15 protein-coding genes are annotated in these 15,073 nt (G+C 55.6%); 13 read left to right on the top strand and 2 right to left on the bottom strand.

The window, feature by feature from the left end; genetic code table 11:
• Positions 1-245: 245 nt before the first annotated feature.
• On the top strand, positions 246-1,946 hold the full coding sequence (locus tag KQI82_RS00825) for a sensor domain-containing diguanylate cyclase (protein WP_216557360.1): 1,701 nt from the start codon (positions 246-248) through the stop codon (positions 1,944-1,946).
• A 190-nt stretch (positions 1,947-2,136) separates the two neighbouring features.
• On the opposite strand, the gene KQI82_RS00830 is transcribed toward KQI82_RS00825, so the two are convergent.
• Complete coding sequence (locus tag KQI82_RS00830) at positions 2,137-2,610, bottom strand: MarR family winged helix-turn-helix transcriptional regulator (RefSeq protein ID WP_216557361.1); 474 nt, start codon at positions 2,608-2,610, stop codon at positions 2,137-2,139.
• Positions 2,611-2,995: 385 nt separating this feature from the next.
• Here KQI82_RS00830 and KQI82_RS00835 point away from each other — a divergent pair, with 385 nt between their 5' ends.
• The 12 genes from KQI82_RS00835 (at position 2,996) to KQI82_RS00890 (ending at position 14,599) form a co-directional block, all read left to right on the top strand.
• The gene (locus KQI82_RS00835) at positions 2,996-3,967 is read left to right on the top strand and encodes a succinylglutamate desuccinylase/aspartoacylase family protein (protein WP_216557362.1); all 972 of its coding nucleotides are present in this window, start codon (positions 2,996-2,998) and stop codon (positions 3,965-3,967) included.
• Between the two features lie 51 nt (positions 3,968-4,018).
• Positions 4,019-5,251 carry a MalY/PatB family protein gene (locus KQI82_RS00840; RefSeq protein WP_241426744.1) on the top strand — a complete coding sequence of 411 codons (1,233 nt, stop codon included), beginning with the start codon at positions 4,019-4,021 and terminating at the stop codon, positions 5,249-5,251.
• A 20-nt stretch (positions 5,252-5,271) separates the two neighbouring features.
• Positions 5,272-6,807 carry an ABC transporter substrate-binding protein gene (locus KQI82_RS00845; protein WP_216557366.1) on the top strand — a complete coding sequence of 512 codons (1,536 nt, stop codon included), beginning with the start codon at positions 5,272-5,274 and terminating at the stop codon, positions 6,805-6,807.
• Positions 6,808-6,884: 77 nt separating this feature from the next.
• Entirely contained in the window at positions 6,885-7,820 is a 936-nt protein-coding gene (locus KQI82_RS00850) for an ABC transporter permease (protein WP_216557369.1), read from the top strand.
• A 13-nt stretch (positions 7,821-7,833) separates the two neighbouring features.
• Positions 7,834-8,697, top strand: coding sequence for an ABC transporter permease (locus tag KQI82_RS00855; RefSeq protein ID WP_216557372.1), 864 nt, complete (start codon positions 7,834-7,836; stop codon positions 8,695-8,697).
• Between the two features lie 35 nt (positions 8,698-8,732).
• Complete coding sequence (locus KQI82_RS00860) at positions 8,733-9,716, top strand: ABC transporter ATP-binding protein (protein ID WP_216557375.1); 984 nt, start codon at positions 8,733-8,735, stop codon at positions 9,714-9,716.
• Positions 9,717-9,738: 22 nt separating this feature from the next.
• Positions 9,739-10,689 (top strand): ABC transporter ATP-binding protein, encoded by a 951-nt coding sequence (locus tag KQI82_RS00865; RefSeq protein WP_216557378.1) that lies wholly within the window; start codon positions 9,739-9,741, stop codon positions 10,687-10,689.
• Between the two features lie 4 nt (positions 10,690-10,693).
• Positions 10,694-11,254: a flavodoxin family protein gene (locus KQI82_RS00870; protein WP_241426745.1), complete on the top strand. Its 561-nt coding sequence runs from the start codon at positions 10,694-10,696 to the stop codon at positions 11,252-11,254.
• A gap of 63 nt (positions 11,255-11,317) precedes the next feature.
• Complete coding sequence (locus KQI82_RS00875) at positions 11,318-12,481, top strand: iron-containing alcohol dehydrogenase (RefSeq protein ID WP_216557383.1); 1,164 nt, start codon at positions 11,318-11,320, stop codon at positions 12,479-12,481.
• Positions 12,482-12,879: 398 nt separating this feature from the next.
• Positions 12,880-13,410: an amidohydrolase family protein gene (locus tag KQI82_RS00880; RefSeq protein ID WP_216557386.1), complete on the top strand. Its 531-nt coding sequence runs from the start codon at positions 12,880-12,882 to the stop codon at positions 13,408-13,410.
• A gap of 21 nt (positions 13,411-13,431) precedes the next feature.
• Positions 13,432-13,755 (top strand): amidohydrolase family protein, encoded by a 324-nt coding sequence (locus KQI82_RS00885; RefSeq protein WP_216557389.1) that lies wholly within the window; start codon positions 13,432-13,434, stop codon positions 13,753-13,755.
• Positions 13,756-13,813: 58 nt separating this feature from the next.
• Positions 13,814-14,599, top strand: a complete 786-nt coding sequence (locus KQI82_RS00890) for a substrate-binding domain-containing protein (protein WP_216557392.1) — start codon at positions 13,814-13,816, stop codon at positions 14,597-14,599.
• Between the two features lie 125 nt (positions 14,600-14,724).
• Here the strand turns inward: KQI82_RS00890 and KQI82_RS00895 are convergent, their stop codons facing one another.
• Positions 14,725-15,039 carry a hypothetical protein gene (locus tag KQI82_RS00895; protein ID WP_216557395.1) on the bottom strand — a complete coding sequence of 105 codons (315 nt, stop codon included), beginning with the start codon at positions 15,037-15,039 and terminating at the stop codon, positions 14,725-14,727.
• Positions 15,040-15,073: the final 34 nt, after the last annotated feature.

Here is a 15,073-nt window from a genome sequence, read left to right on the forward strand (position 1 = left end):
TTGTTACGGTTGCCTTGTCACAATTCAATCATGGAAATTTATTGGCAATTTCACAAACCGACAACAAAAAAAGACGGACCGTGCGGTAAACGGTTCGACCATTGACAACGGCCCGAAAGCGTTAGATGCTCCGACAGTTCAGCTGCGGCGGGATCCCCATGACACGGTGCCGGCTGCGGCGGAGTCTCTGGCAGAGCATCTATACGGAGCTGCCGGAATCATAAGGATGGGAGTGCGAATCCTTCATGAAGTCAATCCAGACAAAATTTATCACCCTGATATTGTCCTGTGTTCTGCTCTCCTCCCTGGTCATTGGCGGAGCGGGCGTGCGCATCGCCCACACGGTGGTGGATCGGGACTCCGCCCAGATCATGAACCTGCTGTGCAGTGAAAAGGCCAGCGAATTGGACGGTCTCTTCTCCCGCATCGAGCAGTCTGTGAAGACACTGGCCCTCTATACGTCCGAGCAGCTGGAGAGCCTGGAACGGCTGAAAACCGACCCGGACTATATGAATGCCTATACGTCGCAGCTGATGTCCGTGGCAGTCAACGCGGCCGACAACACCGAAGGCGCCTTGGCGGTTTACGTCCGCTTCAACCCCAAGTTTTCCCCGCCCACCTCCGGTCTCTTCTGGAGCAGGACCACGCGAAACGGAAATTTTGAGGAGCTGACCCCCACTGATTTTTCCACGTACAGTCCAAGCGACACGGAGCATGTGGGCTGGTATTATGTCCCGGTGAACAATGGCGCTGCCACTTGGATGGACCCGTATTACAACCAAAACATCGACGTTGAGATGGTCTCCTACGTCATCCCCATCTATCGGGACAACGAGACTGTGGGAGTCGTTGGGATGGATATCGATTTCAGTATCATTGAGGACGTGGTCAGCGGCATTCGGGTCTATGACAGCGGCTACGCCTTCCTGGTGGATACGCAGGGCATGGTGGTCAGCCACCGGGAAATCCCCATGGGCACGCCCATGGGAAACGCGGACAAGAGTCTGATCCCTGTGGTGTCAGAGCTGGAAAACGGAACCACGGGCAGCAGCCTTTTCTCATACGTCTGGAGGGGCCAGGATAAGGAATTGTCCTTCCGCACCCTGCGCAATTCCATGCATCTGGCCGTTTCCGCGCCCGTCTCCGAGATCGACTCGGCACGCAATCGGTTGATCCTGCACATTCTCACGGCGCTGGTTCTGATTTCCGCCCTGTCCGTCTTGCTGACCGTGATCTTTACGCGCCGTCTTGTCCGGCCTCTGAAGGAGCTCAACGCGGCGGCGAAAAAAATTGCCGAGGGCGATCTCAGCGTCACCATCAGCCACCAGACCAGAGACGAGGTGGGCACTCTGGCGGACAGCTTCCAGAAAACAGTGGACAGCCTGCAAAAGTACATCACCTACATCAATGGGCTGGCTTACCGGGACCCACTGACGGGGGTAAAAAACAAAACCGCCTATCTGGAGGCCGAGCGGCTGATGGAAGAGCGGATGCGCACGGGGCGGCCGGAATTCGCCGTGGTGGTCATGGACATCAACGGCCTGAAGGAGGTCAACGACACCTGCGGCCACGACTTTGGCGATATCCTGATCATCGACGCCTGCAAGCTCATCTGCAGGACCTTCAAGCGCAGTCCGGTCTACCGCATCGGAGGCGATGAATTCGTGATCATCCTGGAAAACGCGGACCTGGCACATTATCCCGAGCTGCTGGAGGAGTTTGCCCGCGGAATGGCCGGCTGCTGCGGCGGCCGCCCGGGCGAGTCGCTCTCCATCGCCCGGGGCATCGCCATCTATGACAGCCAGACGGATCTTGTATTCGCCAACGTGTTCAAGCGGGCCGACGACGCCATGTATCAAAACAAGGCCGCCATGAAAGCGCGGGCGGTTTCCAAAAAAGAGGACGCGGCCCCCTCCTCCCCCGCCGATGGCGTGAAGCCGCTTTGAGCGGTGGAAGCGGAGGAATCCCGGCGGAATCCGCTCCCGCTGTGTGCATGTGCAGGGACCCCCTGAAACCGTATGGTTTCAGGGGGTCCCTTTTCGATTGAGCGGTTTTCTGATTTGAAACGGATTCCCGGATAATCACGCGGGAGGGCAATTCACCCGGTCAGTGTCCCTTCTCTGCGCGGCGCCTCCTTCAAAACAGTTCAAAATAGGCCTGCAGCACTTTATAAAAAGCGTTTACCTCCTCTATGGTACAGCTTTTCAGGAGCGCGGCCTGGGTCTGCATGATATCATTATTGTCGTAGATTTTATGTGCCAGCGCCAGACGGGCGCCGGCCTGCGTTGTATAGAGGAGATGGGAGCGGGCGTTGTTTTCATCCTTTTTCCGATAAATCAACCCCTTGCTTTCCAGTACTTTAATGTTCTGAGAAATCGCGCCCTTTGTGCGGTTCCAGCTCTTGGCCAGTTCACTGGCAGTGATCCCGGGGCAATCGTCGATCTGTGTCAAATTATGAACCGCAAGCATCCCAAGCTTTTCTCCCGTCCCGTAGTCACGAGGCTCAAAAATATAATTGGAATAGGTAATGACAAAGGCGTAAAGAAGGTCCGCCTTGGGGCTCAGCTGCGCATAGATCCGGTCTATTTCCGCTTTGTTGTCAAACGTCATCGTTGTACAGCACCTCTCTTAGTTTACACACTAAATAATCTGCGTGTTTTAGAGAATTATAGCAAACGATTATCAAAAAAGCAAATAAACAAATGAATCCCCCAAGTTATTTTGTGTTTATGCACAAAATAACTTGGGGGAAACGTGCATAATTCACGAATAAATGCGTGAATCCTTCCACAGATACAAATTTTATTGACAGAAAAAGGTTTAGGGAGTATACTTATCAACATAAAAAATATATTTGTTTTATGCCTCTTTTCCCTTTCCAGTTAGTTTATACACAGAACCAAATGGCCAACAATTCCTATATGGAACATATCGCAGGTCGCTGCAAAGGACCCGCTTATGTATAATTACATCATTTTTGAAAGGTGGAAAAAACATGTTGAAGATTGGCAGTGCGCAGGCGGAAAAAGGGAAACTTGTTAAGGGCTATATCGAGATGGGCTCTTTGGCCGACGGTCCGGTTCGTATGCCGGTTATGATCGCCTCCGGCGAGCAGGATGGCGAGGTGCTCTGGCTGGAGGGATGCATTCATGGCGGCGAGTTCGGCGGCGCGCTCTCCATCGCTCAATTTATGAGGGAACTGGACCTCAAAGCGCTGAAGGGGACCATCGTGGGCGTTCCCGTTGTAAATATTCTATCTTTCCGCAATCTCAGCCGCAACACCCCGCTTGACGGCATGAACATCAACCGCATTTTCCCCGGAGATCCGGACGGCGTCTATACCATGCAGCTGGCCGCCAACTACATGGAGCTGATCTGCGGCAATGCCAACTATTTTGCGGACTTCCACAGCGGCGGCTTCACAAGCCACTGCCTGTTCTACGCCGGCTATAAAAACGACCACAGCAAAGAATCTGAAGTTGAGCGGAAAATGTGCGAATCAATTGGCTCTGATATCATCTGGGATCACTTTGACACCATGCAGGAGTTTGGCGGCATCATTGCCTCCCAGGTCGCGGAGCGGGGAATCCCCGCAATCACCTGTGAGTGCGGCGGCGGTCAGGTTTTGGACTCCGACATTGCAAAGTACAAGGGCGCGATGACGGGCATTGCCCAGGTGCTTGGATTCCTGCCGGGCGAGGCCGCTAAAAAGAGCAGCTATACCCACATTGGAAACTGCTTCTGTCCCGTCACACACGCCGGCGGCTTCTTCATGGCCAAGTGCAAAGACGGCGATATTCTCAACGAGGGGGATGTGATCGCTGAGATCATGAACCTGTTTGGCGAGATCGTCGAGGTGATCCGCTGCCCGGAGAACAACATTCTGGTCGAGTGCCTCTACCAGAAAAACTGCCCCATTTCCTCCGGCGAAGGCATCGGCGAGTTTCTGCATATTTATGAGAAGTGATGCGTGCCGTTTCCGGCGAAATACCAACTGGTAAAAGTGAGAGCTGCGATGATGAATCAGTATAATTTTGATTTGGTCATAGATCGTACAAAATCAGATTGTGCAAAGTGGAGCGCGGACAGCCTGAACTCCTATTTCGGGAAAGAGGATCTGCTCCCGCTCTGGGTTGCCGATATGGATTTTGAAGTTGCTCCGGCGATCAAGCGGGCGGTTGTACAGCGGGCGGAGCACGGCATTTATGGATACAGCACCAGGCCCCACGCCTATTATGAAGCGGCGATCAACTGGATCAGGCGCCGCTTTGGCTATCGCGTGGAGGAGGAGTGGATCGTATACTCTCCAGGAGTGGTTCCCGCCATCTGCAACCTGCTCCAGGCGCTCTGCCGCAAGGGAGATAAGGTCCTGATTCAGGAACCGGTGTACTATCCCTTTAAAGCCGCGATTGAGAGCAACGGCTTCGAAGTGGTTGTCAGTGAGCTGAAGAACAACGGCCAGTTCTATGAGATGGACTTTGAGGATTTTGCGGAAAAGGCCAGGGATCCCCGGGTTGGGGTTTTCATCCTCTGCAATCCGCACAACCCCGTATCCCGCCTCTGGACACGCGGGGAGCTGGAAAGAATCGGTTCGATCTGCCTGGAGAACAACGTGGTCGTTATCTCAGACGAGATACACAGCGACCTGATTTACCCCGGATGGCAGCACACGATGTTCGCCTCGATCAGCGATGCCTTTGCAATGAACTCCGCCACCTGCATGTCGCCCAGCAAGACATTCAATCTGGCCGGAATGCAGGCCTCCAACATCATCATCCCCAACGGGCGGATCCGCGACAAATATCTGGCGGTACAGCTCCAAAACAATACGGAGCTGCAAAATCCCTTCAGCATCGTTGCCAGTATCGCCGCTTACAACGAGGGGGAGGCGTGGCTGGAGGAGCTTCTGAACTATCTTGTCGGCAACATTGCCTATATCCACCAGTATCTATCCGACAATCTTCCGCTGGCACACATGATTGATCCCCAGGCCACCTATCTTGGATGGATTGATTTCCGCGCATACGAAGCGGATGGAAAAGCGCTGGAGAACGTTATCTATCATAAGGCAAAGGTCGCTATGGACGGGGGAACCTGGTTCGGCAGAGGCGGAAGCGGATTTATGCGCATCAACTTTGCCTGCCCCCGTGAAACCCTGAAGATGGGCCTGGATCGGATTGCAAAGACAATCCACGAAACATACGGGTCTCCTCCACAGAGCAATCCCTGCAACCCAGCCCCCGCGGAATAACAGCGACAGGAGGAACAAACATGAAACACAAAACGCCTTTGGTGAGCTTATTTCTTGCGATCCTGATGATTTTTTCCCTTACTGCCTGCGGCGGCAATCAGCAAAGCGGCGGAGGGAGCGAGACGCGGGACTCCGTCAATTTTGGCCTGACGGGCGAGCCCTCTTCGCTGGACCCCCACCTTCTGACAGACCAGATGTCTTATGCGGTCTGGTACCAGCTGTACGACACCCTGATTGCCAGAAATCAGGATGGGGAGCTGGTCCCTGCCATCGCGGAGAACTGGGAGTGGAATGAAGACAACACCGTCTTGACCCTCAATCTCCGCAAGGACGTCAAATTCCATGACGGGAGTATGCTTACAGCCGATGATGTCGTCTTTACGATCGAGCGGATCCACAACTCCAAGCGGATCGGCTCAATGCTCATCTCGTTTGACCGGGTGGAAAAGGCGGATGACTACACCGTCAAGCTGTACTATACGGCCCCCTACGCGGGAGCCCTGAACTCGCTGGCGTCCAGCTCGTTCAGCATCGTCCCCAAGGCGATCGTCGAAAAGGATGAGGAGGGCTTTGCCAACGCCCCCGTCGGCTGCGGCCCGTATAAATTTGTCTCCCGCTCAAGCGGCGAAAAAATTGTTCTGGAAGCCTTTGACGACTATTACCGCGGCGCCCCCAGCATCCGGCATCTTACATTTAAAATCATGACCGACGGCGTCTCGGCCGCCATCGCGCTGCAAAAGGGCGAACTGGATATCCTCTCCCACGCTCCTTTGACGGAACGCCAGAACCTGATCGACGACCCCAATATAGAGTGGTATGAGACGGAGATCGCCGGCCTTATGTACCTGCTCTACAATACGGCGGATCCCGTTTTCTCCAATGCAAAGCTCAGAGAGGCCATCAGCTATGCCATTGATAAAAACGCCATGATCCTTGGCGCCTGCGAGGGCCTCGGCACCCCGCTGGAGGGCTGGCTGCCTCCCTCTGTCACAGGCTATGATCCCAATTACAAAAACGGACACGAATTGGATCTTGAAAAGGCCAAACAGCTTATGGTGGAGGCCGGCTATCCCGACGGGCTGACCATCACGGTGCTGTCCCAGGAGATGGATATGTATTACAAGCCCACCGAAATCCTTCAGAACCAGCTCTCCAAGATCGGCATCACGATCGAAATTCAAAAGATGGAGCGCGCCGCCTGGATTCAGGAGATCGGGAAGAAGGCATACGGCATGACCATCATGCACTGGACGGTTCCCGTGGGCGACGGCGATGTCCTCTATGAACTTTACCACGGGGACAGCATCCAGAGCGGGCAGAACTACGTGGGCTGCGATGACGCGGATTTAAACGCCCTGCTGGAGCAGGCCCGCGTGGAGGTCGACGCGCAAAAGCGTGTCCTCCTGTATAACCAGGCGCAGCAGATCATAATCGACAGGGGCTATTCCTTCCCGCTGTATACGTTCATGGCGGGAGCCGCCGCGAACAAGGACCTGAAGGGGTTCCAGGCGGATGCGATCTACAGGTTCCATGTATATGACTATTCCTGGGCATAAACCGACGCGCCCTGTTGAGGAGGCAACAGTTCACAAATGACGGGGGCTTCGGCTCCCGTCACAATATAGGAGGCCAGATGCTGAAATTCATTGGAAAAAGGCTGCTGATGATGGTTCCCGTCATCATTGGTATCTCTTTTATTATCTTCTCCATTATGGAGTTGACGCCAGGTGACCCTGCGCGGATCATCCTGGGACAGGCGGCCACCGAGGAGGCCGTAGCCGAGCTGCGGGAAGAAATGGGCCTTAACCAAAATTTTTTCATTCGGTACGGAACGTATATCCTCAATGCCCTGCAGGGCAATTTCGGCGAGTCGTACCGCACTCAAATGCTGGTCACGGACGAACTGGTTTCGCGGATTCCAGCAACCCTGCTTTTGACTTTGGGCGCCACAATCCTGATGGTGGCAATCGGCATACCGATCGGCGTCATATCGGCGGTCAGGCAGTACTCCGTCGTTGACGTCACCAGTACTGTTTTGACCCTGATCCTGACATCCATGCCCTCTTTTTGGCTGGGCCTGATGCTCATGCTTTACGTCTCACTGCAGCTGAATCTGCTTCCGGCAACGGGAATCGATACCTGGAAGAACTTTATACTGCCATGCATCACGCTTTCCTCCGTCTCCCTGGCGACGATCGTCCGCATTACGCGCTCGAATATGCTGGAGGTCATACGCGCCGATTACATCCGCACGGCCAGGGCAAAAGGTGCCGCCGAAAAGCAGGTGGTGCTCCACCACGCCCTGCGCAACGCGCTTTTGCCCATCATAACAATCGTTGGCCTGAATTTTGCCGTCATGATGGGCGGAGCGGTGGTCATTGAGAGCGTGTTTGCCATTCCCGGCGTTGGCACGCTTCTTCTGACCTCGATCCGCGCAAAAGATACCCCTACCGTTATGGCCTGTACGCTGTTTATCGCCTTTGTCATTGGCTTTACCAATCTGCTGGTGGACATTCTGTACGCCTTCATTGACCCCAGGCTGAAGGCAAAATACACCAGAGCGAAATAGGGGATGTGAACGCATGACAACTATAAAGAAAAGGAGCCGGTTCGGCTCTATCTGGTTTCGTTTCAAAAAAAGCAAATCCGCAATGTTCGGTCTGTTCCTGATGGCCGCTCTTGTTTTGATCGCATGCTCCGCGGACCTTATCTGCGACTATGAGGATCAGGCGATCGAGCAGAAAATGGAGGAGCGGCTGCTCTCCCCCAGCGCGGATCATTGGTTCGGCACGGACCAGTATGGACGGGACTTGTTTGCCCGTGTTGTCTTCGGCGCAAGGCTTTCCCTCTTTGTCGGCGTTGTGACGATCCTGATTTCGCTGACAGCGGGGACCCTGATCGGCGCCGTGGCGGGATTTTACGGCGGGAAGATCGACAATATTTTAATGCGCATCATGGACATATTCCTTGCCATCCCACAGACGCTGATGGCCATTTCCATTGTTGCCGCGCTTGGCGGCGGGCTTTTTAACCTGTTGATTGCGCTGAGCATTTCCATGATCCCCGGCTTTTCCCGCATCGTTCGCGCATCGATCCTCACCATCAAGGACCAGGAGTTTGTGGAGGCGGCGAAGGCCTGCGGCACAAGGGACAGCCGTATCATTCTCAAGCACATCATCCCCAATGCCATCGGCCCTATCATCGTACAGGCGACGCTGAATATGGCATCCACCATTTTGAGCATTGCCGCGTTGAGTTTTATCGGCCTCGGCGTTCAAGCCCCCACGCCTGAATGGGGCTCCATTCTGGCGGAAGGCAAAACCCAAATGCGTTATCACCCCTATCTTGTTATTATACCGGGAATCGCCATCGTCTTATCCGTTATGGGGCTGAATTTGATTGGGGACGGCCTTCGTGACGCGCTGGATCCAAGGCTCAAGAATTGAAAAGGCAACACGATTTTGCAGTGGGAGTAAAACCTATGGAAGAAAAATTGCTTGAAATTAAGGACCTCCATGTGACATATCAAACGGATGAGGATTTGATCTATGCGGCAAACGGCATCAATTTGACAGTCAACAAGGGTGAAACGCTGGGTATTGCCGGCGAAACCGGCGCGGGCAAATCCACAATGGCGTTGAGCATTATGAAGCTTCTTCCCCGCGTCGGATCAATTACGGGGGGGTCCATTGAGTTTGAGGGAATGGACCTTGTCAAGGCAAGCGAAGCGGATATGCGGCTGCTCCGCGGCGAGAGCATCTCCATGATTTTTCAGGACCCCATGACCGCGCTGAATCCCATACTGACTGTGGGGGATCAGATCGATGAGGTGCTGAAGCTGCACGAGTCCGGGGCAAGCGAAGCGCAGCGCGCGGCGCGGGTGGATGAAATCATGGAACTGGTGGGAATCCCGGCCGAGCGGAAGGTGGAATATCCCCATCAGTTTTCCGGAGGAATGAAGCAGCGGATTGTTATCGCGATCGCCCTTGCCTGCGAGCCCAAACTGCTGCTGGCCGACGAGCCCACCACCGCGTTGGACGTGACCATTCAGGCGCAGATTCTTGAAATGATGAAGGCGCTGAAGGAAAAGCTGAACACGGCAATGATTCTCATCACCCACGACCTTGGTGTGGTCGCGGAAATCTGCGACCGTGTTGCGATCATGTACGCCGGAGAGATTATCGAGAGCGGATCTGCGGAGGATATTTTTGAGGGCGGGCGCCATCACCCATACACCACCGGGCTTTTCAACTCCATCCCCGATCTGACAAAACACACCGACCGGCTTTCTCCGATCCCCGGCCTCATGCCGGACCCGGCAAATCTTCCGGACGGATGCAAATTCCATGACCGTTGCCCGCACTGCATGGAAAAATGCACGACCGAGGTTCCGGCGGTGATTCGGCAGGGCACCCACGAGATCGCCTGCCATCTGTATGCAGCGGAGAGATGCGAATGCTTTTAAGCCGAGAGGAAAGGATGAGCTTATGGATCCTTTGATTCAAACCAAGTCGCTGAAAAAATATTTTAAAACGCCCCGCGGGCCGCTCCACGCAGTGGATGGCGTCAGCATCCAGATTCCACGCGGAAAGACTTTGGGCGTCGTCGGGGAGTCCGGCTGTGGCAAGTCCACACTTGGCCGCACGCTTTTGCGCCTGATCGAGCCGACTTCCGGCGAAATCCTCTATAATGGAGAGCCAATTCTGAACTACAGCCGAACGCAAATGCAGGAGATGCGCAAAAAGATGCAGATCATCTTTCAGGATCCATACGGCTCTCTCAATCCGCGCATGACCGTCAATGAGATCATAGCCGAGCCAATGAAGGTGTGCCGCACCGTGCCCGGACGCCAGGAGCTGAATGACAGGGTTTTGTCCCTGATGGAAACCGTGGGCCTTGCGCAGAGATTCGTCAACACCTATCCCCACGAACTGGACGGCGGCCGCAGGCAGCGGATCGGCATTGCAAGGGCGCTCTCCCTTGACCCGGAGTTCATTGTCTGCGACGAGCCGGTCTCGGCCCTGGACGTCTCCATTCAGGCTCAGATTTTGAATCTGATTATGGATCTACAGAGCAGCATGGGCCTTACCTATATGTTCATCACCCACAATCTGAGTGTGGTAAAGCACATCAGTGATGAAATCGTCGTCATGTACCTGGGGCAGTGCGTTGAGCGCGCACCGGTCGATGAGCTTTTTGAGCACCCGGCCCATCCCTACACCCAGGCGCTGCTCAAGGCGATCCCGGTTCCCAATCTCAGCCAGCGCGGACAGCTCAAGGGGATCATCAAAGGAGAGGTCAGCAATCCCATCAATCCAAAGCCCGGCTGCCGCTTTGCCAGCCGGTGCCCCTACGCGGCGGCTGTATGTACGGAATGTGATCCGGCGGAAAAAGAGGCCGCGCCGAATCACTTTGTGGCCTGTGCCCTTGTCAAATAGAGCGATGGAAAGAAATATTTTGCTGGTTTTTACCAGCCCCAGAAAAAACGGGAATACGTCTGTGATAGCGCAGGCGTTTTGTGATGGGGCGCAGAGCCGTGGGGCCGTCGTCCATCGGATCGACATCGGCGGCAAGCCGATCCGCGGCTGCCTGGAGTGCTACGCCTGCTGTCAGGACCACCAGGGCTGTGTTCAAAAGGACAGTCTGTGGGACATTTACGCGAATTTTCACCTGTATGACGCCGTTGTTTTTGCCGGGCCAGTCTTTTTCGGCGGCCTGCCGGCGCAGATGAAGGCCTTTATCGACCGGCTGTTTTCCCTATACCCCGGAGGGGGAAGCAAAGACAGCGCTCTCCTCATGACGGCGGAGGGCGGAGAGGAAACCGGCTTGGGCGGCATGAGCAATCTGGAGGCCGCCCGCCTGGGCTACCAAACGGCGCTGCACTACATCCAATGGAACATTCAGGGCATTGTCATTGCCACGCACCTGAAAAGCTATGAAGACGCCCTGCGGTGCGAGGCCCGCCGGGAAGCCTATGAACTGGGCCGGCGCATGGGGGGATAGCCTCCGGCCCCCCCTTCTGAGCGGCTCATCAAATCCATGACAGGGAAAGGAAGCTGAGGACTTATGCTGAACAGTTTTGTTTATGACATTCCGACAAAGGTCTATTTTGGCAAGGATCAAATGAATCATCTCGGCCCGGAGCTCAGGAAATTCGGGACACGCGTACTGCTGGTCTATGGCGGAGGCTCGATCAAAAAAACAGGGCTCTATGATCGGGTTGCAGAGGAGCTCCGGGACGCGGGACTGAGCTGTTTTGAGCTTTCGGGTGTGGACCCCAACCCCCGCATCACCTCTGTTGCGCAGGGGGCGAACCTCTGCAGGGAGCACGGCATCGACGTTCTCCTGGCAGTGGGTGGCGGTTCAGTCATCGACTGCGCAAAGGTCATTGCGGCGGCGGCAAATTATGACGGCGACCCGTGGGACATTGTCACCCAAAAGGTCCCCTGCCCAAGCTGCCTGCCTGTGGTCACCATTCTGACCATCGCGGCAACCGGCTCGGAAATGGACCCCGGCTGCGTGATCAGCAAACCCGACACCATGGATAAAATCGGCGTTTACACGCAAGCGCCCCGGGTGTCCTTTCTGGACCCCACCCATACGTTCTCCGTCGGCAGGAGGCAGACCGCATGCGGCTCCGCGGACATCCTGAGCCATGTCATGGAAGTATACTTCAGCAGGGACTACAGCATGGATATGATCGACGGCTTTATGGAGAGCATGATGCGGTCTGTGCTCAAATACGCGCCGGTCGCATTGGCCGAGCCGGAAAACTATGAGGCGCGGGCGAATCTGATGTGGGCGGCGTCCTGGGCAATCAACGGCTTCATCGAGTACGGGAAAATTCAGCGCTGGGCCTGCCACCCTATGGAGCATGAGCTTTCAGCGGTCTACGACATCACACACGGCCTTGGACTTGCCATCCTTACCCCCAGGTGGATGGAATATGCGCTTTCAGAGCAAACGGCCCCCAGATATAAGCAGTTTGCCGTCAACGTTCTTGGCATGGACGCGGGTCTGGACGATATGGAGGCCGGCAGAAGCGTAATTGAGGCCCTCAAGCTCTTCTTTTACGACAAGCTTGGTCTCGAAAGCACCTTTACAGAAATCGGAATCGGCGATGAACACTTCGCCGCAATGGCGGAAAAAGCCTGCGGGGGCAGTGTGCTGAACGCCTTCCGGCCCCTGGCCCGGCAGGATATCGAGAATATTTTCCGGATGTGCCTGTAGCAAACCACTCAGGCCGGCGTCTTCCCGGCTCACAGGCACTCACGCGGCAAAATCGGCCGGCGCCCAGTGTTTTCCACGCCACGGGCCGCCGCCAGGGCACATCTCTCACCCGGTCGCGCCGGGCTTGGACCCTGTTTCCACGCGGGCGGGACAGCAGCGCGCCCTTTTGAAGCGAATTGCAGGACATCAGCCCCTGAGGACACCGCCGGAATCGTATGATTCCGGCGGTGTCCTGTTTTATGGCCTGCGGCGGGTTTTCCTTTCGTTTTTCAAAGTTCGACAGGCGAACGGCTGTTGATTTACAAGAAAGACCTGTTAGATTTTCCGATGAATACCGGGGTATATTCGAATCAGCAGAGGTGTCTTCTGTAAATTGAACTGCAAAGGAGTTGTGCCAAATGTTTTATATCAAGGCAGACCGGGGTATCACCGGCGATGGGAAAACCGTCCTGTCTCCTGTTTATGTGGGTGTCGACGGCGACAGGATCACGTATGTGTCCGCGCAGCGGCCCGCAGCCGTACAGCAATCTGACTGCGTGGACATGGGGGACGTCACGCTGACCCCCGGCCTTTTCAACCTGCACGACCACGTAAACCGCAAGATTCTGCGCGACCACCCCACCGATCTTCCCGTTGCGGTACGCTCCAGGGAATTTATGTCCAACTCCAGGGAGTATATGCTCCTCCACGGGGCCAAAAACGTCCACGACATGTTGAGGGAGGGCATCACCTTTATCCGTGACTTCGGCCTGGGCGGCTACACCGCCGTCACACTCAAACGCGGCATCCAGGAGGGCCTTGTGGTCGGGCCTGGGATGATGGTCTGCGGCAGGCCCCTGTGTATGACCGGAGGCCACTGCCACAAAAACGCACACGAGGTCGACGGCGTGGACGGCATGATCCGCGGCGTCCGCGAAGAGCTTAAGTAGGGGGCGGACTTCATCAAATTCATGGCCAACGGCGGACTGGATCAGTTCCCTATGGAAGGCCCAAAGTATCCCGAGCTGACGCTGGAAGAGCTGAAGGCCGGCATCGCCGCGGCCCATGACGCGGGCAGGCCCACCACGGCCCATGTCTATCCCAAGGAGGCGATCCTGCGGATCATCCAGGCCGGCATCGACTGTGTGGAGCACGGTGTCATGATGGACGATGAGTGCATTGACGCAATGGTCAACCGTGGCCTTCCCCTGGTCCCCACAATGACCGGGATGCGAGGCGCATACTTCATTCCCCCTGTCAGCGGAAGCCCGCTTAAAGACCCGTGCGCTTCTTGAAAAACGCATCTGGCAGCCTCACAACGAATCTGTGCGCAAGGCCGTGGGAGGCTGTCTCATGCTGTTTTTGATCCTTGTGGTGCTGCTGATTATGGGCTGTTTCATCGACGCTATCACCATCCGGATCATCACCGTGCCTTTGCTTTCTCCCATCATTGATGCGCTTGGCATCAGCCGGCTGCACTTTGGCGTCATCCACACCGTCGTCACCCTGCTTGGCATGTCCACGCCGCCGGTAGGCACGGGGCTGCTGACGATCTTTGAGGGAAACTCCCAGGAGACGGAGGCCGCGCTGGACCATGCCCAGATCGACCTGCTCATCGGATACCCGCCCCTGAGCAAAAACAGCATACAGAGCATCCCCTTTTGGGAGGAGAAGACGGTATTGGTGATCCCCCATCAAATCCTGGTCCGCTATTTCCCGGCGGAGTGCGGAGACATTCTGTCCGGCAGCAGGAAACTGTGCCTTGGGGATGTCCGGCACTGTCCCGTTCTGGCAATGGATGTGGAGACGCGGCTGGGCTGCAAATTTTATGAGGCCTGCGCCAAGCAGGGGTTTGTGCCCAAGGTGGTCCTGAAGGCAAAGAGCTTGAGCGTGCTGGTGCCGCTTTGCTTAAACGGGCTGGGCATCATGGTCTGTCCAGAGGTGTTTCTGCTGCCGTACCGCAACCAAATCGGCTCCAGGGAGGATGGGCGGGTCTTTCTCTTCCCCCTCAGCGAGGTATTTCCCCCCAAGGATATGTGTGTGAACTACCTGAAGAGCAAGTATCTCTCCACTACGGCCCGGGGATTTGTCCGCATCATTGAACAGGAGAAGGCCCAATTGGCATGGACCCTCTATTGAGCACGAAAGCAAATGAGCCGCTCTCCGAATCCCTCAAAGCCCCGGACTCCCCCGCCCACTTAAAACTCCATTATTGATACAAAGGGCCCTGAAAGCAATGCTTTCAAGGCCCTTATGACGCCGCGTCAGAGGCACTCGATACAGGTCGCGTTGATCTGCGGGGGAATGCTTCTGGTCATCATGCCGTCGTAGTGGATGCAGACCCGCTGACCCACATGGAAGCAGCAGGCGTTGTCATAGTGGACGATCACTTCCTGCTGTGTACAGTGATCACATACGCACAGGCAGCAGCGGTGGACTTTGCACACCGTCGCGCGCATCGTAGTTTCTGTGGACATCTCCATTTCGTATTTCTCCTTTCCAAGAAAGAACAGGCTCTTCTGTTGAATCGGCCGCCGGATCAGTCCGGCAGCACCGGCGGTGACAGTCCGCATGGTCATGCCGACCACCTTCAATCCCCGCAGTACAGAATAT

Origin of the sequence: Dysosmobacter acutus (assembly GCF_018919205.1) — a bacterium.
GTDB lineage: Bacteria > Bacillota > Clostridia > Oscillospirales > Oscillospiraceae > Oscillibacter > Oscillibacter acutus.